Below are 21,651 nucleotides of genomic sequence, written 5' to 3'. Positions count from 1 at the left end.
ATTTACTCTGAGTCCTTATCTCTGTACAACGGAAAATCGTACATTAACTTGTGAACCCTTTTACGGATTTTTTTGATAGAATGTTCATTTTCAGGATCAGTAATTACAGCATCTATCAATTCAACAATATGGTCCATATGTTTTTCTTTCATACCGCGGGTAGTGATTGCGGCAGTACCCACACGGATGCCTGAAGTTACAAATGGTGATTTATCATCATATGGCACCATGTTTTTATTCACGGTGATATCGGCAGCCACCAAAGCATTTTCGGCCGCTTTACCTGTGATATTTTTGTTACGAAGATCGATCAGCATTAAGTGGTTATCGGTACCGCCGGATATGATCTGGTAGCCCAGTTTCACAAATGCTTCGGCCATAGCGTCGGCATTCTTTTTAACCTGTACAATGTATTTCATGTAGCTATCGCTCAAAGCCTCGCCAAAAGCAACTGCTTTAGCAGCAATGATATGCTCAAGCGGACCACCCTGTGTACCCGGGAAAACAGCCATATCCAACAATGACGACATCATTCTGATCTCGCCTTTAGGGGTTTTGATACCGAATGGATTTTCAAAATCCTTACCCATCATAATTAAACCACCGCGCGGGCCGCGTAAAGTTTTGTGGGTTGTAGTAGTAACAATATGGCAATGCGGCAGCGGATCGATCAATAAACCGCGGGCAATTAAACCTGCCGGGTGCGAAATATCAGCCAGTACCAAAGCACCAACTTCGTCGGCTACTTTACGGATAAACTCATAATCCCAATCACGAGAGTATGCCGAAGCACCAGCAATGATCAGTTTTGGTTTTTCGCGCAGGGCAACTTCTTTCAGCTGATCATAATCAACACGACCGGTTTCTTTGTTTACGCCGTAAAAATGAGGCTCATACAATTTGCCCGAAAAGTTAACCGGCGAGCCATGAGTTAAGTGGCCACCATGTGAAAGGTCAAATCCTAATATTTTATCGCCCGGCTGCAATACGGCAAGCATAACTGCCGCGTTTGCCTGTGCACCTGAATGTGGTTGTACGTTAACCCACTCGGCGTTAAACAATTGCTTAGCGCGTTCAATAGCTATGGTTTCAATTTCGTCAACCACCTGGCAGCCGCCGTAATAGCGTTTGCCCGGTAAACCTTCGGCATATTTGTTAGTTGCAACAGAACCTGCAGCTTCCATAACCTGCCTGCTTACAAAATTCTCAGATGCTATAAGTTCAATGCCTTCTTCCTGGCGTTGCTGCTCTTCATCCAATAGCTTAAATATCAGTTTGTCTCTTTTCATTGTGTGTTTTTAACGGTGCTAAGTTAGGGAAAAAGATAGATTTGAGATGTGAGATATGAGATTTGAGCTATAAGTAATGTTAGATTTTACTTAATTTAAAATAAACACAATATTATTTGCCGGGTAGACACTTACAGCAAATAAATTATCATCAACCAGCATGTATACCTATACTATTGAATATTAGTTTAGCTGATAAACAGGCGTATAGCTCCAATAACAACTCACCTGATGAGAAATCTGGATTTTATTTTTTCATTACTTCATCATGAGGAATCCCTTCGCCCTGATCAAGTTGTTTTTTGGCTTTTTCGATAGCCTGTTGAACTACTTCAGGAACATCTGCCCAAAAATCAGTTTCCGGTTTCCCTTGCGATAAGTCCACTTCCTTAAGTGAACCATCGGCATCGCTTTGCAGGTTTCTATGAGTTGTTTTATGTTTTTCGGCCATATTGTTTAAACTCAGGTTTACAATAACTTATTCATTCCTCAAACTTTTAACCGGGTTTGCAAAAGCAGCTTTTATAGTTTGCAGCGCTATCAAAACCGCTGTAACCATAGTAAGTGATGCCACCGAGATCACAAATGGCGATAACGACAGATCAATACGGTAAACATAATCATTCAGCCATTTTTGCATGATGACGTAAGCCAGCGGGCAGGCTATTAAACCGGCAATGATCACCACGCCCAAAAAATCCTTTAAAAACAACATGGTAATGCCCGAAACCGAGGAGCCAAGTACTTTGCGGATGCCTATCTCCTTAGTGCGTTTCTGGATGCTTAATGATATTAAACCCAAAACCCCAAGCAGCACTATAATCACCGCTAAAACAGCGGCTATATAAGCAGCTTTCTTTAATTGCAATTCGGTGGTGTACAGCTTTTTCAGGGCATCATCCATAAAATGGTATTCAAATGGGGCATTAGGGATAAGTTCGGCCCATTTCTTTTGTATGGCAGTTAGGCTTTGCTGAATATCACCGGCTTTTAATTTGAATGAAAAATAACGATAAGCTACATAGTAATTAACATTTACAAAGATGATGGGCTTAATGCGTTCGTGCAGGGAACCAAAATGAAAATCGGCGGTAACGCCACCAACCGTATAGGAAACGGCTGTATTACCTTGCTGGATCATTATTTTTTGACCAATAGCATCTTCAGGCCTATTCCAGCCTAACGCTTTTGACTGTGTTTCGTTAATAGCTACCAATGTTGAATCGGCAGCCTGGTAAACCGGTTTAAAAAATGTACCGGCCTTTAAGGGTATGTTATAGGTAGAAGCATACTGGTTATCATCCATTAAAATTTGTGATGCCACAGCTTGTGCTTGGCTTGCCCCTTGCCTGTAAACGGGAGAGTTAAATCCATTGGCCCCGTCAGGGATTTCGTAAGAGAGCGATACGCTGCTTACCTGCGGCATTTGTGCCATTTGCTCGCGAATGACCTCCATTTTGTTTACCCCCGCTGCCGACCAATCCCGTGGCAACTGTGCATAAACAATATAATCTTTGTTATAGCCCAGGTTATTACCAAAAAACAAACTGATTTGCTTTGAAACAATAATCGCCCCGATAAATACAATTGCGGCCGTGGTAAACTGAAAAGCAACAAGGGATTTTCTGAAAAACACACGTTCTTTTACTGCTGTTAACTTACCTTTTATAGCATCAACAGATCGTAAGGCAGATAATACCAGGGCCGGATAAATACCTGCAAGCGCACCAACCATAAGTACAAACAGTAACAAAAAAGGAATAATATAAACAGGAAAGGCAAACAGCCCGGTAATTTCGCGGCCCAAAACGCTGCTGAAATACGGCCTTGCAACCAAGTAAATAATAACTGCAAACATGGTAGCAAAAAGCACCATCAACACCGATTCGACCAAAAACTGCCAGATCAACTGCTTCCGCAAGCCGCCAAGTACTTTGCGTACGCCCATTTCCTTCATCCTGCCCGATGAACGGCCGATACAGATATTCACAAAGTTGATGACCGCCATCAGCAAAATGAATAATGCAATTGCAGAAAGTGTGACGATCATTTTTTTAGCAACACCACCATCAGCTGTCAGGTTATAATCTTTCAGCGATACAAGATACGGGGTAAGGTCTTTAGCAACCTGCGGGGTCGCGTTTTTTGCGAGCAGTTCACGCATAGCTTTTTCAACTATTTTAGGATCGATGCCCTTTTTTAGTTCAATATAACTTACCCATTGGGCGTTGTTCCAATTATTTACCGTAAAGCCCCAAAAGGTGTTTGAACTCTGCCCAAAGAAAAAATCCGAATTATTGCTGTCGTTTAAATTGGTAACAGAATTTTTGGGCAGCTGTTGTAAAATGCCGGTGATGGTAAAATCATGCTTACTGCCCGTAAAATTCTGAAAATTGAGTGTTTGCCCTATCACATCTGTTTTACCAAAATATTTTAAGGCAATGCGCTGGGTTATCACAACCGATAACGGATCTGTTAATGCAGTTTTCACATCGCCATGCAACAACTTAAAGCCATACATGTTAAGCAACGTGCTATCGCCAAACTGCATACTTTCCCTGAAACTTTTTTCGCCTTTGGTTACTATAGATGTTATTCCGTTAAAGCTGTAATAGCCGGCAACAAGATTGGGGTAGTTTGCCTTCAAAGCTTTTGGCAAGGCATCAACAGAAGCAATATCTACTCCCTGATTTGGATCGCGCCATTTGCTGAGGATGATGTATTGCCTGTCTGCATTTTTAAGATCGTGGTTTACCCGGAGCTCTCCCCAAACATAGGCACCGATGATCAGCGTAAAAGCTATACCAACAGACAGTCCAAAAATGTTAATAATTGAAAAAGCTTTGTTTTTCCAAAGGTTTCGCCAGGCAATTTTAAAGTAGGATTTCAGCATAGGTCAGGCATTTACACAAAAATGCGACAGAATAACCAATATAAGCTGAGTTGATATGTTAAATAATGTTATTGTTTAAGCTAAAGGCAATGATTTAAAGCTGAAAGCCTAAAGCCAAAGGCTCAAAGCTTTTTGTTCGTCTCCCCAAAAGCTTTTGGCTTTCAGCCTTTAGCTTTCCGCTTCAGTCCCAGCTTTTGAAGAAATCCAAAAGTTATTATACCCCAACCCTATCTGGATCTCTATCAGATCCTGCTGCAGCATTTCCAGCACGGCCAAAAAATTATATACAAAATGCACCTTGTTTTCAGATTCTTTGGCGATGGCTTTAAAATCGAGCATTTTATTGATCTTCAGCAAATCGGCAACCGCTTTCTTTTGTTTTTCGATGGTATAGGGATACTGTACTACAGTGTGTTTTACTTCCTCGTTCCGCCTGCTGAAATTGCGGAGCATCCGTTCGTAAACAACCATAAGGCGGTACAAAGTCAGTTCGGATAATTCTTCGCCGGGCACAGCCACTTTTTCAACCTGTTCAAGGTCATGTTTAATATTGCCGCGCTTTTCCTGTTTAAAGCGCTCATCCTCCATCGGCCTGATCTCTTCACATACCTCTTTAAACTTTTTATATTCGATGAGTTTCCTGATCAGGTTTTCTTTAGTATCCGGATCATCCCCTGCTTCTTCGGTGCCATAACGCGGCAACAACATCTTGGCCTTGATGCGCATAAGGGTTGCTGCAACAAAAATAAATTCGCTGGCAATTTCCATATTGAGGCTTGTCATCTGGTGCAGGTAGTTCAAAAAATCATCGGCAATTTTGGCTATAGGGATATCGTGGATATCCAGCTCATCGCGTTCAATGAAAAACAGCAGCAGGTCAAACGGGCCTTCAAACTGGGGCAACTTAATGGCAAAACTATCGTCGGTCATATAAAATCCGGTCAAAAATAAGCATTTCGGCCGGAATCAGCACAGCAAGAATCAAGGTACAAAACACAGGCTTTCAGGATTAAAAACAGGTATTATCCCGCTTCTGTTTACAGCAATATTACACCTTAACACGGCCATTTTCTTTGATACATCCTGTTTCTTAAGTAATTTAATATCTTTATATACCCTGAATTTAACAATAATTACCTTATTTTGCAGGTTAAATATCCTTACGAATGTCAATGCAGGTACCGGCCGGGAATTTATTACAAAAAATAAATTATCCATCTGATTTAAAGCTACTTAATGAAAACGAGCTTGAACAGGTATGCAAGGAACTACGCCAGTATATTATTGACGTGGTATCAGTTAACGGCGGGCACTTTGCCGCCAGCTTAGGTGTAGTTGAACTCACCGTAGCCTTACAATATGTACTTAATACCCCCTACGACCAGTTAGTTTGGGATGTTGGCCACCAGGCTTACGGCCACAAAATACTTACCGGCCGTCGTGATGAGTTTCATACTAACCGTATTCACGGCGGTATCAGCGGCTTCCCTAAACGTTCGGAAAGCGAGTATGATACCTTTGGTGTAGGCCACTCATCAACCTCCATATCTGCTGCGTTGGGTATGGCAGTTGCCTCACAATACAAAGGAGAAACTGACAGGCAGCACGTAGCCGTAATTGGCGATGGCGCCATGACCGCGGGGATGGCTTTTGAAGCTCTTAACCATGCCGGCATCGAAAACTCTAACCTGCTGGTGATCCTGAACGACAATAACATGTCTATTGACCCCAACGTGGGCGCGCTAAAGGAATATCTTACAGATATCACCACCTCAAAGCCATACAACCGTTTCAGGGATGATATTGCGCATGTATTGGCCAAATTGTCGTCAATTGGCCCAGATGCATTTAAGATTGCCCAAAAACTTGAAAAAAGCATTAAAGGCACCCTGCTTAAACGCAGCAACTTTTTTGAAGCGCTTAAGTTCAGATATTTCGGCCCTATTGACGGGCACGATGTAAACCACCTGGTAAAAGTATTGAAGGACCTGCGTGATATTCCAGGCCCTAAATTGCTTCATTGTATCACCGTAAAAGGTAAAGGCTATGCCCTGGCCGAAAAAGACCAGACCAAGTGGCATGCTCCCGGTTTGTTTGATAAAATTACCGGTGAGATCAAAAAAACCAAACACGATAAACCCCAACCGCCTAAATACCAGGATGTGTTTGGCCATAGTATAATTGAGCTTGCCGAGCAAAACCCTAAGATCATGGGCATTACCCCGGCCATGCCATCAGGTTGTTCGTTAAACCTTATGATGAAGGCTATGCCTAATCGTGCGTTTGATGTGGGTATTGCCGAGCAGCATGCAGTAACTTTCTCTGCGGGCTTAGCTACCCAGGGGCTTGTTCCGTTCTGTAACATTTACTCCAGCTTTATGCAGCGGGCTTATGATCAGGTGATCCATGACGTGGCCATACAAAAGCTTAATGTAATATTTTGTCTTGACCGTGCCGGTTTTGCCGGGGCCGACGGTGCTACGCACCACGGAGCTTACGACCTGGCCTTCATGCGTTGTATTCCCAATATGATTGTATCGGCACCAATGAACGAGGAAGAACTCCGGAACCTGATGTTTACTGCCCAGCAGGAAAATATGGGGCCTTTCGTAATCAGGTACCCTCGTGGCAATGGTGTTATGGTTGACTGGCAACGCCCGTTCAAAGCTATCCCTGTAGGCAAAGGCCGCAAGGTTTGTGATGGCGACGATGTTGCAATCCTGTCTATCGGTGCTATCGGTAACGAAGTGGTTAAAGCCACCGCCGAACTGAATGCCGAAGGTTATAACCCTGCTCATTATGATCTGCGTTTTGTAAAGCCGCTTGATGAGGCTTTACTGCACGACGTATTCAGGAAGTTTAATAAAGTAATTACTGTTGAGGATGGCTGCATTGAAGGCGGCATGAGCAGCGCAGTGCTTGAATTTATGGCCGACAACGGTTACACCAACATCCGGGTAAAACGCCTGGGAATCCCTGATAAGTTCATTGAACACGGCGATCAACCCGAGCTTTGGGCCGAATGTGGCTATGATGCCAATGCCATAGCGCAACAGGTGCGCAACATAGCCGAAAAGCGGAATATGAATAATATAGCGTCGTAGGTGCCCGGCTTCCTAAAGGTAGAGAAGAAACTTTTCTTTCAATCATTTTTTAGGTAAATGGAAGGCATACTTTATATCGAAAATTTCATTGTCGATCCGGCGTCACTATTCAGTTTCCTGACAATGAACGTTGTGTGGGACGAACGAATGGCCACTCGGAAAACCGCCAGCTACGGTGTGGCTTATAACTATTCGCAAATAAGCTATCCATTTCAGCAATTTTTACCCGAGCTGTCTTCAATCATCCAAAAACTTGCAAACACGCTTGGTTTTGAGCCTAACAATTGCCTTCTCAATTATTACCTTGATGGAAAGGCCAAGATGGGATACCATTCTGACCAAACGGATATTCTTTATCCTGGTACCGGGGTTGCAATAATTTCAGTAGGAGAACCGCGAATTTTTAGGTTCCGGAATATTCAAAATAAAGAGGAGTTTGTAAATTATGAGCTTACACCAGGTAGCTTGATTTATATGAGCCGTGAAATTCAGGATTTATGGCAACATGCGATACCAGCGTCTGATACAGACAAGGGAAGGATAAGCCTTACTTTCAGGAAGATAATAAATTGATTAACAGGTATTAATTCCTGTTTTAAGATCAATAAGCCTTTCAATATAATCAAAAAGTCATGACGAGTTGGTAAATAGAGCCGCCCCATAATTACTTATGAGGCGGCTTTTTAAATTTCACCAAATGGCGAACAATAATCAGGATATAAAAGATATGTTATATGCTAAATTATTAGTTCCGGCAGCCGGTGCTGTTGCATAGTTGATATTTATATTGGTAGCATCTGCTGTTATATAGCCAATGTTACCGGCTGCGCTGTTTGTTGCTACGGCAGTAAACCAGCTTGGGGCAGCTGCTAACAGGTGCGGGATACTAATAACAGTTGCACTTCCTGTTCCTGATGCTGTTACGGCTTTTAAAGTAGGAACATTAGGCATATTTTGATAAATGCGTCTCCACGCTGATGTAGCGGCATTGTATTCATACAAACCGGACAGCTCATCCGTTTGATAGATCAGCAGGCCATCGGCAGGACTGATTACATTCAAACGCTGAGCTTTGTTCATTCGCACTGGCAGGAACCCCCTGCTTGCTGAATCGATCTGGAACATCGCCGAGTTGTCAAGTGCGTTCGGATCACCGATATGCCCGAATCCACCCCAGATCTGCCGCCATCTTAAAGTCTGGTTTCCGAAATTCAAGCCGTTGTCAACAGACGGGCTTAGGCCTGTTCCTACCGTAAGCCCCCCAAGTATTGTTCCGGCTCCTGAAATTTTAAATGCAGCCGTTTGCGTTGTTGCCGTTTGATTAAAAATAGCACTTTTTAAACTCGTAGTTGATAAATAAATCGGCTGCCAATCTGTAGGAATCGAGCCGGTTGTCAGTCGCAGCCAACCATAAAGGATAAACCCGTTTGCGTCATTAACCGGGTTAGTGTTCCTGACAATCTGATTTTTGATAAAATAACCGGAGGTTGGCTGGGCAGCCGCCTCTTGCAAATCAGTATTTTTGATGGTAAGTAATTGGCCGTTGAAATTTCCGGGAGTGCTGTCTATCCAGAAAATCCGGTTTGTGGTAGTGTTGATAAGTGTCTTAATACCGTATTGCTTATCCGGATCACAGTAGTAATTATTTGAGTAAACAAATGCCTTGGTAGATGTATTCCCCCCAACAACATCTTTAGTGTTCTTAAAATTGTTATTACTTACCTTAAGACCAACTGCATATTGCGCTAAAATCGCACGATAAAATACCCCGGCATCGTTTGTCCAGCCCCCGGTCAGCATGCCACATTTAGTTGATGTTTGCCCGCTAACGTCAGTCATTGCAGGTGTAGACAAAGTGACACTATTATCCCCAATAATCGTAGCAATTTGAGCGACCAAAGGGTCGGCTGTCGGGCTATTTAAAAGCCCCAAAAAACCAGCGCCGGGTATTTGAACAAGCCTCCCGATATCGTCTGATGAAAAAGGCTTAGAGCCGGTACCAGTTAACGTAGTAGAACCTTTCGCAATAGAGATATTGGTAATATTTACCACCCCCGTTGTTGTATCGACGCTTCTATCTGTCGCTTCCAAATACGGATCAGGATCAAAGCTGTTGCCGGTAATGTTCATATCAATTGGATATGATTCGAGGCCATTAATATTAACATCCAGATAGATACCTTCAAGCGTCCTTTCAATGGTGTTATCCTTGATCGTGATATCCTCTCTCCAGTTATAAAATGATGTTGTAATATTATCTTTAACCTGTTGAACAAGATAAGGGTCAAAGTAAATCCCCCGCTGAAAACCATAAATATAGTTATTAATGATCTTTAAGCCTTTATTAGGCCCGCCCACAGTAATGCCATATGATTTATAGTAGGAATTTTGCTGTGATCCGCCGTTGGCCAGGCAAATAGTTCCCTGGTATCCTAAAACATCAGTATCACCTTTTCTTGTCCATAAACCGTAACCATAAGCATCTGATATTTTAGTTAACCCGCTAAGCGATTGCATAATGGAATTATGGGCCACAATTACGCCCCTGCTTTGTCCATGAGCTAAAGCGAGACCGTCCAGATTCCAAAAAAGCTCGGGTTTCACATATTGCTTTAGTACAGCATCAAAGGCCCCCGGGCATGTGTCATTATTTGACGAACTGACTTTCATTAAGGTAAAGCCTAATTCGATACCATCTGCTGATGCACCTGCAATAAACCTTGGCATGCTGCCTTTGTCCACATTCGGATAAGTATAATAGTCGCCTACTTTTCCATATGTTAGTTCAGGTGTACACAACTTTAACACATCTTTAATGTTATTATTGGCTATCACAACGTTCAGCGATTCGATCTGGCCGCCCGAGGCAGTTTCCACCGAGCACCTGATGGCCCTGCCTTTTATAAACGATAAATTATTGTTTGCGATTATAACATTCCTGGCGCCGCCAACTGTTATACCCTGAGAGCCGAAAGTGTCATTATTACAGATGATAGCGATATTATTAACGTGATCGTTTTTATCATTATCATTTATATATTTTTCGCCCCTCGGCCCCGAACAATCCGCGGCAAGAAAATCATCCTCAATAAACCGGCCCCGGTTTCCGGTCATGATAACTTTTTGTGCGTCACCTGCATTTATACCATCTCTTAATATGTTTTCAAGTATATTGTTGGTAATAGTCACGGCACCACCGCTTAGTGCAAAGCCCATCTCTCTCGACCATTTGCCATAACAGTTATCAATTTCTACAAATTGGTAGTTACTCAACTTCATCAGGTGGCATCTAACAACTGGATTAGTATTCGGCACATTTTGATACTTAAACCTATCGGCATAACCCCATAAACATATATTTTTAACTGAAATATTTCCCGGAGCCGGGAAAGTTGGCATATAATCCCATTCAATCAGGGTAAAACCGTCCTTTATCGCATAAATAATACTGTTATATTTGCTTTCACCCAGGATATGGGTGTTATTTTTGCTCACCAACTTATCGGAGATTGCATATTTGCCTGCCGGAAAAAATACACCTCCGCCCCCTATCGCAGCCACAGCATTGATGGCACTTTGAAGCACCGTGGTATTATCACTACCATAATTTACCTCACTATCCGTTACATTGGTAGCTGCAGCATCCTGTAATATTACTTCTGTTGCCGAATTTACAGCTACAATTATTGTAGCGAGTGCACGCGGGATATCATCCGTATCAAAAGCATTATGGATGCATTTAGGTTTATATGCACCGTTAATGGTTATTTTTTTGCCTACATCGGCCGAAGTAAAATTTGACCCGGTACATGTAAGCTTGGTTGGGTCTGCACCGTTGCCCGTTGCAACGATTGTTCCTGTTACGGTTTTAACGTCTCCTGTAGCACCAAACCAGGTCACGTTGACGTAATCGTCATATACACGTTTCCATCTGCCGGTTGTAACAGAACTCACCTTGATGATGAAACCGTCATTGTCTGTCAGTGTGTTACCGGGGTCCCAGAAAAAGGTTCCTTCACCGCCATCGCCGGTTGTTGTTCTTCCCTGTACAAATACTGATTCATCGCCCGAGCTGTAGACATGGCTACGCAGGGCTGCATAGTTAGCAATTGTTGTCATGGTATAGTATTAATTTATGAATTGATAATTCGCTGTTGAGGATAGCAGATGTTGCTTTGAATTTACAATTGTCTTTACACAGCAATTGTAATTGATGTACTTATGGAGAAAATCCCGGCCAGGCGATCAGATGTTGGGTATGATGCTTTAGATCAAGCTTTAAATAACGGGGCGGGAAGGCTGACAATTTGTGATGCATAAACAGAAGGCTGCTTTAACAAGAAGGTTAGGTTAAAATTATTATACTATGAATGTAGTAAAGATTTCTGCGTTGCGCAAAGTGAAATTAATAAGTTAACATAATTTAACAGTAATGGCAAGAGTTTAGCTTTACTAATTCGCCTGAAGGCCGCATGAGCAGCGCAGTGCTTGAATTTATGGCTGAATAACGGTTACACCAGCATTCGGGTAAAATGCCTGGCAATCCCTGATAAGTTCATTGAACACGGCGATCAACCCGAGCTTTGGGCCGAATGCGGTTTCGATGCCAGTGCTATATATAGCCCAACAGGTACCTAACATCGCCGAAAAAAAGAATGTGAATACCATAGCTTCGTAAACCAAACGAGCCGATAAATCGGCTCGTTTGGTTTTGTTATTTTAACATTACATAGTCATCAACATGTATACCCTGCTTTGTTAATTGTTCCCTGATGTAAACACGCTGCTTTTGCGCCAGTCTTGATCCGTTTATATCAAGATATTTAAGCGAGGGCATATTTTTAAGCACACCAATAATTTCATCAATATCAGCATTGTTGCTTAAACATATTTCCAGGGTTTGTAACTTACTCAGTTTGGTAAAACCTTCGGGCAGGGCTTTAACAAATAAGTTTATCAAACGCAGTTCATTTAAATTTTTAAATCCCATCAGTTGTTGCATGTATTCGAAATAAATCCCCCCCTCCGGTAAATCGCCGCCGGCTGCTAAAGGAGCCTGGTATATCTCCTGCTCATTACTTATAAATAATTTTTGAAGTTTATCTGCGTGTAAATCATTGCTTGCATTTAAACTATTGATAAAATCTGTATAATTTAAGCTAACAACTGTAGTTGTATCCGCTGTTGAACCTTCATTTGCCATACCTTTTAAGCAATTTAAAATTAAAAATATACTAAATAAATAATATCTCATAGTACTTTAATCTTAGCTATTAATGCATAGTAAGCACTATTTGCATTTAGCCATAAATTATTTTCGAGCCTTAAAAAAACGGCTTGCTCACCATTAATATTGCGCATGGCTTGCGCACTTTTTAAAATGGCATCAACCTTGGCACGATATGGGGAATTATAAAGCGCGGTAAAGGCGGCTTTGTCAAAAACTAATACACCCGCAGTCATGTTTCTAAAAAAACCTCTTGTCATTGTTTGCTGTATCCCTTCAACAAAGCCTTTAAACAATATATCAGGCGTATTTGATGGGTTGTATGTTTTTATTTCATAGGCTACAAATCCTTTATTCAGGATAGTAAAGCCCATCATTCTTGTTTGCGAATTTCTTTGAATTTTAAGATCCTTTGATAACGCATTTCCATTAACATCAGTATATTGCATTTTTACGTATGAATACCCCTCTTCTGCTTCGGGTAAAGTTTGTTCTGTTAACAGATCAATATAAATAGTTTTTGAGGGGTTGGTATTATCCATAACTACGGCACCGCTAATTGTTCTAACCCTGCTTACTGATGGGATGCTTAACAATCTTTGGGCAAACAAGCCCTCGCCTATAGCGCCAATGGCCTTACCATATCCATCAGAACCACTTAAACCTTTCGCAGTTTGATGAAAGTTTTTGATAGATGTATTGTTACTTCCTAAAAAAGCTGCATAAATATATGGATTAAAGGTTCGTACTGCTATAGATACAGGATGGTTATCCGGATAACTATCAGCAGGAAGTGTATTATTGTAGCTGTTAAAAGTTTCAGTAGTACTTAAATTTGTAATTGTAAGCTTTGTAGTACTCAGCTTACCCGGATCAAATGCTACATCCAGAATGTTTATTACTCCTAAATCAGGAAAATTTGTGTTAAGAGGATAAGAGAAAGATGGGTTTAGATATGAGTATGTAGGGTTTAAAGGGATAATTGGCTTAGGCTGCCATTGTGAAACAGTTGGGCAACCTGCCGAAGGCGTGGTTGAAGGGGGAGTTGTACCAGGGTTTGTTGGCGCAACTTTATCAACTTTTAAAACGCCTCCCGATGCAACTGCAGATGAAGAAGCTGGACAAGGTGCGGGCCCCCACGATGCACCGCCGCCATTACCGCCCGAGCTACCAGAACCGCCGCCACCGCCGCCTGTAACGGTACCAGGAACACCGCCGCTCGGGCCTGTACTGCTGCCACCGCCGCCGCCGCTTATATAGATAGGGCCATAGTCCACATCATAATAAGTTGTACATGTTATGCTATAGTCATCTTCCGTAATATCACCGCCCTGGGCTAAGCAATTGGCTTTAAACTCTTCATCAGTTTCTACTAATTGTAGCCTGCTATCATGATTTTTGCTAAAAGTTGCGGCATTGGCAGGTAACAATACTTTTGTTAATACAGCTTTATTATAAACCAGCCTGTTAAGTTTTTTATGTTCAAAGCTGTAAACATCAATTGTTCCTGTATAATTTGCAGCACCTGGGTCACGATCATTCCATTTATAAACGTATTCTTTTAATACGTTATTCTCTTTAGTAAAATAGAGAGCTGCATTAGCGGCTAATGGCACCCGGATTACCAGTTTATTGTCAATTACAGCCTGTTGGGAGTTGTAAAGAAGTGCGTTGCTTGATATCACACCTGGATTGGCCGCAAGCCATTGTGTAATTTCATCATTGCTTATTCCTGCATCAATAGTTTGATGTAGCTTGTCTGCAACAGGTTGATTTTTTGCGTCCTTTTTACAGGAGCTATTAAAGCTGATAAAAAGTATCAGCAAAAAAAAGTTAATTATATAGCTATAATTAACGATTGGTTTAGGGTATTTTTTCATAGTGAAATAAAGTTTAGTATATTTTTATACGGCACTTTAAATAACTATGTTTCAAATAAATATATATTTACAATTAAATATCAATGCGTTTTATAACTCACCAGATCATTATATATACTACGGAATGAACTGCGGATACCGAAAGTCAGCATTGAGGTTTTATCATTAAACTGGTTGTTCTTATCGCGGCGCACCAGGCCGCCAAGTTCAAACCTTAAATTATATTTAGGATTAATTAAATAAGCTACTTTTCCTTCCAAGTAAACCATGTTGGTGGTTAAGCCCTGGCCGGTGTAATTGCCGTTTTGCCGTGCCGGGTCCTGGTAGGCCAGGTAAAGATCTTTGCCGTAGTTAAGGTTATTAATATTTAAACCATAATACCCATAATCAAGCTCGCCTGTAAAATCAAATCTTTTGTATGAGTAGTTCAGCAAGCCCACAGCTTCACGAAAATTAGCCCCCCATGGGTGCCCAAGTGGTTCACCATTTTCTGCATAGTTTAACACTGAAGCACGCTCAGAATAAGTATAAGGCTTAACATTATTTGTTTCAACCAGGTAATTCAGGCCTTTTACATTGAACAGGTTTGCCCCCCTTATACCCAACTGAAAACCGTATTTATTACGTGAGCTGCCCTTGCTTGAAAAAAAGCTTGATGACTCAAACTCGTCAAGTGCAAACTGCCCGTAAGCCGTAATACCATCGGTTAGTTTATATTTAGCGGTAAAGCCTATCAAAGCATTATCAGGTGAACCGTTTGAGGCTTCAACCGGCCTTAAAAATATTACCGGGTTTATGTAGGTAAAATCAAATCCGCGTTTATGGCCCTGGTCATCTTTAGCTGCCCAGATCACGGCATCAAAGAAACCAAGTGATAAGCGGTTAGATACATTCCAGTCTAAATAATGAAACACACCAAATTTTTTCCTGTCGCCATTATCTACCTTTACCGAAAGCGGGTCATCAAAATAGGCCCACATTGCCATATAGCGCACATTGCCCAGCGTAGCGGTTAATTTAAAGAAAGGATATGGCGATGCATAATCAGATAATAACAATGAACGGTAGCCGTCGCCAACAAAAGTTTTATCACGACCGGCACTGATATTCAAAAACTTTATCGGTGTATAGGAAACGTTAGCTGTAATGTACGACCAGCGGTACTCATTGCCGTAAATACCCGCGTATGCCTGCCCCGGAGCTATACCAACCTGGTTAACGTAGGTTTGCAGATAGTTAGGTAATACCGCCCTATTTTCATAACCGGCCACATTATATGAAAAGTTTTTGCCGAAGGTTCCGCCCAACTGGATCCCGAGCGTACCAAAATTGGTATTCTTTTTCCCGGAGAAATCACGGCTTACATTGAAATCAGGTAGCAGATCGGCATAAAAGGTAGCATTGCTGCTTTTAACATCAATCTGATGCTCGTTAAAAAAGCGCCCTTTAAGTCCGTTAAGGTTCATTAACGAATCATAATGAACTTTCAAAAGCGAATCATCAGCCATAAACGGTCTCAGCGAACTGTGCACCCGTGTTTTAGTTGAATAAACATCTTCATTAAGTTTTTGGTAAAACTGGTAATTATAAGGCTGATAAACCGACTGCGCCTTCGTAACGCCGCTTATCAGAAACAATAATATAATGTTTGTAAATATTCTCTTCATATATATGATTTATATGGTTTTTATCGTTGGTTATTCAAAATAATTAAGCGTGTTAAAACCGCCTTTTTTCAGGTATTCATCTTTTTTTACCAAGTGCAGGTCCGAAAGTACCATATCAGTTACCAGGGCCTGCAGATTGTACTTTGGTTTCCATCCCATCTTTTCATAGGCTTTGGTAGCATCCCCAATTAGCAGATCGACCTCAGTTGGCCTGAAATACTGTGGATCAACTTTTACTACTGTTTGCCCAAACCTTAAAGCGTCCAAATTCAATCCAAGCGCAATTACCCTTTCTTCATCAATATCAATGATCACCCCGCGCTCGCTTTCATCCTTCCCGCTAAACTCAACCTCGATACCCAGTTCCATAAACGCCATCCTTATAAAGTCGCGTACAGTGGTGGTTACACCGGTTGCTATTACGAAGTCTTCGGCAGTTTCCTGCTGCAGCATCAGCCACATCGCTTCTACATAATCTTTGGCATGCCCCCAATCGCGCTGTGCCGAAAGGTTCCCCACATACAAACAGCTTTGCAGGCCAAGCGCAATTTTTGATGCTGCCCGGGTAATTTTCCGGGTAACAAAAGTTTCGCCCCTTACCGGGCTTTCATGATTAAAAAGGATCCCGTTACAGGCATACATACCATAAGCTTCGCGATAGTTAACTACAATCCAGTAGCCATATAGTTTTGCTACAGCGTAAGGTGAACGTGGATAAAATGGAGTGGTTTCACGCTGAGGCACCGCCTGCACCAAACCATATAGTTCGGATGTGGATGCCTGGTAAATCCGTGTTTTTTTGGTGAGATCAAGAAGCCTTACCGCTTCAAGGATGCGAAGTGTACCAATGCCATCGGCATTGGCTGTATATTCGGGTGTTTCAAAGCTCACTTTTACATGGCTTTGTGCAGCAAGATTATAAATTTCGTCGGGCTGAACTTCCTGTATAAGCCTGATCAGGTTGGTTGAATCCGTAAGGTCGCCGTAATGCAGCCTGAATTTAACATCCGGCTCATGCGGGTCATGGTATAAATGATCAATCCTGTCGGTATTTAATAATGATGAGCGGCGTTTAACCCCATGCACTTCATAACCCTTCTTCAGCAAAAACTCTGCTAAATAAGCGCCATCCTGACCCGTTATCCCTGTTATTAAAGCCTTTTTCATTAATAATGACCGTACATGTATTGTATAATACAATAATATCCAATTTTATTGTAATTACCCCCATGACACTCAATATAGTAGGCCCGGACAGTATTTATGCTACTGTTAAATGAACAATAAGGATATTAGGAATAAAGCATTCTGAAAAATTAAATTCCGGCCACGGTATCTTCCAATTCCCGATACCAGTCGGCGCCGTATTTGCGGATAAGCGGATCTTTCAAAAATTCGTGAACGTGCACTTTCAGCTCATCACCAAATGAACAGGCAGGGCTGCAGATGTTCCAGCGGTCGTAGTTTAAAACATCAAACTCCGGATATGAGGTTATCCGGATAGGATACAAATGGCAGGAGATGGGCTTTTTCCAGTTAATAGCGCCTTCTTCATATGCTTTTTCAATACCGCATTTAGTAATGCCGTTTTCCCATATTACGTAGGCGCATTCTTTATTGGTATCAACACAGGGTGTGGTATAATCCCCTTCAAAATCAGTTACGTAAACCCCGTCCTTCTCAATGGTTTTGATACCTTTTGCTGTAAGATAAGGTTTTACCTTAGGATAGATCTCTTTCAGGATGTCAAGTTCATCGGCATTAAGCGGAGCACCCGAATCGCCTTCAAGGCAGCAGGCGCCCTTGCATTTATTTAAGTTACATACAAAATTTTCCTTTACCACATCTTCATGCAGTAATACATTACCAACCTCAATCATCTTTTTAAAATCAATCTTTAATAGGGTTCAAAGGATACTTAAGCCCGGTAGCCGATTTCAGGTCCATAGTTACACTGCCTATCAGCACTTCAACATGAGCTTTTACCGGGATCCTGTTTTTATCATTGGTAACCCAAAGGTACAATTTACTGTTTTTCCGGAAAATACGCCCCGGAATAATAGCCGGGCTAAATTTAAGACAATTAAACTTACCAAGCGAACACTCAACCGTCTCGGTACCCACATAGGTTATCTGCATACTGTGAAAGCCATCTTCCAGGAAGTATTGCAGATCAAAGGTTTCGCCCTCATGCAGCTTTGAAACATCAATAGCCCGTGCAAAATAATAAGCCGATACAAAATCAAAGGACTCGCCTTTATACTCAAATGTTCCCTTGTTCGCTGTTACCTTTTTGTCTTTCTGATCAAAGGTAACATTGTCTGTATGCCTGTACTTACCTTCACGCCTGTTTTCGGTATAAAAATAGGGCATCAGCGTTGTTTGATCAACGTAGGATTCATAACGGTTACGAACCTTATAAAACAGATCAAAAGAGCCGGCGGTTTTGCCCTCGGCAACCAGGTGAAATGTAGAGCGGTCATTAAACTTCTTATCGCTGGCCTCTACTTTGATTGTAGCTTCAGCAGCAGTAAAAAAGCCATATTTCATCTTGTAGTCCAGTTGTTCACCTGCCTTGAAAATCGATTCATTGATCTTTTTCAGTTCCTGGGCAAATGCCCCCGGGCAACAGGCTAAAAAAAGCAGTACACTAAAAAAGTATTTATTTATCAGCAGTTTTTTCATTGATTAATAGCCCCTTTAGCGGAGCCTGTGTTATGACAACTGCTATTATAAATGGTTTAAACTTGTTTTTATTGCGTGTGCTCACTTAAATACTTAATCCTTACGCTTATAGATAGGCACCGTTGAGCAGGGTTCGCCAAACATAAGGCTTTTAACCACCGCAGTTAGCCTTTTGGTAAGTTCAACATAAGCAGATACCGGCACTTCGGCATCGCCGCAGCCTTTCAGCACAATACGTTGTCCGCGATATTGTTCAAAGTCGGCTTTAGCTATTTCCTTTTCAAAAAGCACCGTTTCAAGCACTTCTTTATCACCAAAAACTATCTCGCGGGCATAAGGGGCCATGCGGTTAGCTAACAGCATATATGCCCAGGCAGGTACAATAGCATCGGCAGTGCAGGTGATCCCCACATTCCTGCCTTCGTATTGAGCCCAGTCATGTTCTTTTATAAAATCCCTGAAATCTTTCTCACGCAAAATAAGGCCATGGAACAGGTTATCTTTTATATCATAAATAACACGGTCGCCGACTGGGTAAAAAGAAGCCGGATCTAAGGTAACAAGGCCGCTTTGAGCTACTTTGTTTATTATGTTTTCCTGTATGTCCATATCGTTTATATGAAAGCTAAAAGCAGAACGCACAAGGCTTAGAGCTAATTAGCTAAGTTATCAATATCGTTTGATTGCTTTATTTAAAAAACTTAACAAACTGTTTATAAAACAAAAAATCCGGGAACAGCTTAATGCTATTCCCGGATGTAAATTTACTTTAAATTTTGTTTAGAAAAATTTAGCCCTGTTATCTTTTACAATTGCATTATCTTTTAATGCATCCAGCACCTGGCCTTGTGAACGTTGTAACAGTACCTGGTTAATCTGTTCTTTTTGCTTAACGGCATTGGTAAGTGCAGGCGGGTTAGTGAAACCGTTAACTACAAATACATAAACACCTTGTGTACCATCAACAGGTTTTGAAACTTTGTTGACAGCTGAGCCAAAAATTGAACCTATAACTTTATACTCTGCAGATTGACCCGGAATAATTGGGTTAGCAAAAACAACGTTTTCAACCGGAACTACCTTGCTGCCTACTTTTTGAGCAACCTGGTCAATTGAAGCGCCGCCGCTCAGGGCCGATTCAAATTTCGCTTTCAGCTGTTTAGCCTTAACCTCGCTTCGTACCATTGGCTCAATTTGCTTTTTAACAGCGTCGAGCGATAATGTACCTTTAGGCTTAATTTCGGTAAGGCGGGGTATTATATATTGATCGCCTATGGTAAATACTTTATCAGTGATATCGCCTTTTTCGGCTTTGTAAGCCCATCTAACTACGTCACGTGCATTATCTAAGCCTGGCAAACCAGAAGCTATTGCAGTAACATCTTCAGCAGTACGTGGCTTTAAACCTTCTTTTTTAGCTTCGGCATCAAAGTTATCAGATGTTAATGAAGCTAAGAAAGTCTGTGCTTTGCTGTAAGCTACTGTTTGGGTTTTGCTGCTCGCAGTTAAAGGTTTATCAACCACGCCAACTTTAACCAGTTTAACAGAACCTTTTTGATCTTCAACCTGGATAACGTGGTAGCCAAATTGTGATTTTACAACAATCAGATCACCTTTATTTGCTTTAAAAGCAGCATTGTAGTATTCAGGAACTAATGCACCCTGACCACCACCCATAACGCCGTTGGCATCAAATGATGGAATTTCACCGCCTTTTACAGCGCTGCCTTTGTCGGCAGAGAATGTTGTGGCAAGATCAGCAAATGATTTACCGCCCTGGATTAATTTTTTAATTGAGTCGGCCTTAGCTTTAGCTTTATCATCACCGCCTGCAGATGCAAGGTCGATCAGGATATGCCTGGTTTTAACCGAATCGAAAGTAGTTTTACTATCAACCAGCTTAGCCACTTTGTAGCTGCCGTTTTCAAGGTAAGGGCCATAAACAAATCCTTTAGCTGCGCTAAACATGGTTGTATCCAGTTTAGGGTCAAGGCTGCCTTTACGCTGATAAGTTAAAGGCGTTTTTGTTTCAGCATTGATCTGTACAAAAAGGGAATCATTAGCAGAAGTCTTGAATTCATTTGCTAATTTCTCTGCCTGTTGTTTAACTGCTGCTGAGTCTTCTTTTGAAGGGGCTGCGTTAAAGCTAACATATTCAAAGTTCCTTAACTCCTGCGGAGTTTTAAATGAAGCTTTATGAGCGTCATAATATGCGCTGTAATCGCCATCAGTTAAAGTAACTTTAGCATCAGGAATTGAAGCGTAATCAAGTGATACGTATTTAAAGTTAACCAGCTTGTTTTTTGCTTCGTAATCATCTGTGGCTTCAAGCGAGTTTACATAAAGGCCATTGGTAACCAATGTCATGTATTTGGTAGCTTTTTTGGCTTCAATTAAGTCGATCACGAAATCGCTCCAGGCTTTCTTCTGAGTAGGATCGGCTTTACCTGATTGCAGGTAGGCTTTGAACTGATCATACCTGCTACGGTCAAACTGGCCGGTTTGCTGATTGGCAAACTGACGGGCAATCTGCGGGTCAGGATTGTTGTCACCAATCATTACGTTCATTTCGTCATCACCAACAGTAAGGCCAAGCTTTTCAATTTCTTTGCCTATCAGCAACTGGCTTAAATACTGGCTCCAGGTAGTTTCCTGCAAATAGCTTGCTATCTGCGGAGACATACTTTGTCCCTGTTGTTTAAACTGCGCAGAGTTTTGCTCCAGCTTTTCGTTGAATTTGTCATAGGGCACTTTTTCGCCGTTAACAACGGCAAGCTCGTTACTATCGTCCCTGAAAAAGGAACCGCCCGATCTTACAACTTCGCTCACAATGAATGCAAGCAGCGCGAAACCAATAAAGAATGCGAGAATCTTCCCCATCCTTTCGCGCAAAAAACCCATTATAC

At 41.7% G+C, this 21,651-nt stretch carries 16 protein-coding genes; 3 read left to right on the top strand and 13 right to left on the bottom strand.

The annotated features are described in order from the left end of the window. Positions 1 to 2: 2 nt before the first annotated feature. The 4 genes from glyA to ACFFGT_RS27585 all read right to left on the bottom strand — a co-directional run bounded on the left by glyA (position 3) and on the right by ACFFGT_RS27585 (position 5,112). Positions 3 to 1,289, bottom strand: coding sequence for a serine hydroxymethyltransferase (gene glyA, locus ACFFGT_RS27600; RefSeq protein WP_377025739.1), 1,287 nt, complete (start codon positions 1,287 to 1,289; stop codon positions 3 to 5). 247 nt (positions 1,290 to 1,536) lie between these two features. Next, positions 1,537 to 1,740 carry a hypothetical protein gene (locus tag ACFFGT_RS27595; protein WP_377025738.1) on the bottom strand — a complete coding sequence of 68 codons (204 nt, stop codon included), beginning with the start codon at positions 1,738 to 1,740 and terminating at the stop codon, positions 1,537 to 1,539. 27 nt (positions 1,741 to 1,767) lie between these two features. Beyond that, positions 1,768 to 4,182, bottom strand: a complete 2,415-nt coding sequence (locus tag ACFFGT_RS27590) for an ABC transporter permease (RefSeq protein WP_377025737.1) — start codon at positions 4,180 to 4,182, stop codon at positions 1,768 to 1,770. Positions 4,183 to 4,350: 168 nt separating this feature from the next. Beyond that, complete coding sequence (locus tag ACFFGT_RS27585; protein WP_377025736.1) at positions 4,351 to 5,112, bottom strand: segregation and condensation protein A; 762 nt, start codon at positions 5,110 to 5,112, stop codon at positions 4,351 to 4,353. Between the two features lie 242 nt (positions 5,113 to 5,354). Here ACFFGT_RS27585 and dxs point away from each other — a divergent pair, with 242 nt between their 5' ends. Further along, positions 5,355 to 7,286 carry a 1-deoxy-D-xylulose-5-phosphate synthase gene (gene dxs / locus ACFFGT_RS27580; protein WP_377025870.1) on the top strand — a complete coding sequence of 644 codons (1,932 nt, stop codon included), beginning with the start codon at positions 5,355 to 5,357 and terminating at the stop codon, positions 7,284 to 7,286. A gap of 57 nt (positions 7,287 to 7,343) precedes the next feature. Further along, the gene (locus ACFFGT_RS27575; RefSeq protein WP_377025735.1) at positions 7,344 to 7,859 is read left to right on the top strand and encodes an alpha-ketoglutarate-dependent dioxygenase AlkB; all 516 of its coding nucleotides are present in this window, start codon (positions 7,344 to 7,346) and stop codon (positions 7,857 to 7,859) included. A 138-nt stretch (positions 7,860 to 7,997) separates the two neighbouring features. Here the strand turns inward: ACFFGT_RS27575 and ACFFGT_RS27570 are convergent, their stop codons facing one another. Then, entirely contained in the window at positions 7,998 to 11,405 is a 3,408-nt protein-coding gene (locus tag ACFFGT_RS27570) for a putative phage tail protein (protein WP_377025734.1), read from the bottom strand. A gap of 369 nt (positions 11,406 to 11,774) precedes the next feature. Between ACFFGT_RS27570 and ACFFGT_RS27565 the strand changes: the two genes are divergently transcribed. Continuing rightward, positions 11,775 to 11,924 (top strand): hypothetical protein, encoded by a 150-nt coding sequence (locus ACFFGT_RS27565; protein WP_377025733.1) that lies wholly within the window; start codon positions 11,775 to 11,777, stop codon positions 11,922 to 11,924. 76 nt (positions 11,925 to 12,000) lie between these two features. Here the strand turns inward: ACFFGT_RS27565 and ACFFGT_RS27560 are convergent, their stop codons facing one another. The 8 genes from ACFFGT_RS27560 to ACFFGT_RS27525 form a co-directional block, all read right to left on the bottom strand. Further along, complete coding sequence (locus tag ACFFGT_RS27560) at positions 12,001 to 12,489, bottom strand: hypothetical protein (RefSeq protein ID WP_377025732.1); 489 nt, start codon at positions 12,487 to 12,489, stop codon at positions 12,001 to 12,003. Between the two features lie 47 nt (positions 12,490 to 12,536). Next, positions 12,537 to 14,393, bottom strand: a complete 1,857-nt coding sequence (locus ACFFGT_RS27555) for a hypothetical protein (protein WP_377025731.1) — start codon at positions 14,391 to 14,393, stop codon at positions 12,537 to 12,539. An 80-nt stretch (positions 14,394 to 14,473) separates the two neighbouring features. Then, a complete protein-coding gene (locus ACFFGT_RS27550) occupies positions 14,474 to 16,060 on the bottom strand; it encodes a gliding motility protein RemB (protein WP_377025730.1) in 1,587 nt (528 codons plus the stop codon). Positions 16,061 to 16,090: 30 nt separating this feature from the next. Then, complete coding sequence (gene gmd / locus ACFFGT_RS27545; protein ID WP_377025729.1) at positions 16,091 to 17,227, bottom strand: GDP-mannose 4,6-dehydratase; 1,137 nt, start codon at positions 17,225 to 17,227, stop codon at positions 16,091 to 16,093. Positions 17,228 to 17,376: 149 nt separating this feature from the next. Beyond that, positions 17,377 to 17,940 carry a DUF3109 family protein gene (locus tag ACFFGT_RS27540; protein ID WP_377025728.1) on the bottom strand — a complete coding sequence of 188 codons (564 nt, stop codon included), beginning with the start codon at positions 17,938 to 17,940 and terminating at the stop codon, positions 17,377 to 17,379. A 10-nt stretch (positions 17,941 to 17,950) separates the two neighbouring features. Continuing rightward, entirely contained in the window at positions 17,951 to 18,745 is a 795-nt protein-coding gene (locus tag ACFFGT_RS27535; RefSeq protein WP_377025727.1) for a DUF3108 domain-containing protein, read from the bottom strand. Positions 18,746 to 18,838: 93 nt separating this feature from the next. Further along, the gene (locus tag ACFFGT_RS27530; RefSeq protein WP_377025726.1) at positions 18,839 to 19,354 is read right to left on the bottom strand and encodes a DUF2480 family protein; all 516 of its coding nucleotides are present in this window, start codon (positions 19,352 to 19,354) and stop codon (positions 18,839 to 18,841) included. 171 nt (positions 19,355 to 19,525) lie between these two features. Next, positions 19,526 to 21,646 carry a peptidylprolyl isomerase gene (locus ACFFGT_RS27525; RefSeq protein WP_377025869.1) on the bottom strand — a complete coding sequence of 707 codons (2,121 nt, stop codon included), beginning with the start codon at positions 21,644 to 21,646 and terminating at the stop codon, positions 19,526 to 19,528. Positions 21,647 to 21,651 lie beyond the last annotated feature (5 nt).

The organism is Mucilaginibacter angelicae, from assembly GCF_042434235.1.
In the GTDB taxonomy this organism is placed as follows: domain Bacteria; phylum Bacteroidota; class Bacteroidia; order Sphingobacteriales; family Sphingobacteriaceae; genus Mucilaginibacter; species Mucilaginibacter angelicae.
This window is presented reverse-complemented; position numbering and strand designations above follow the sequence as displayed.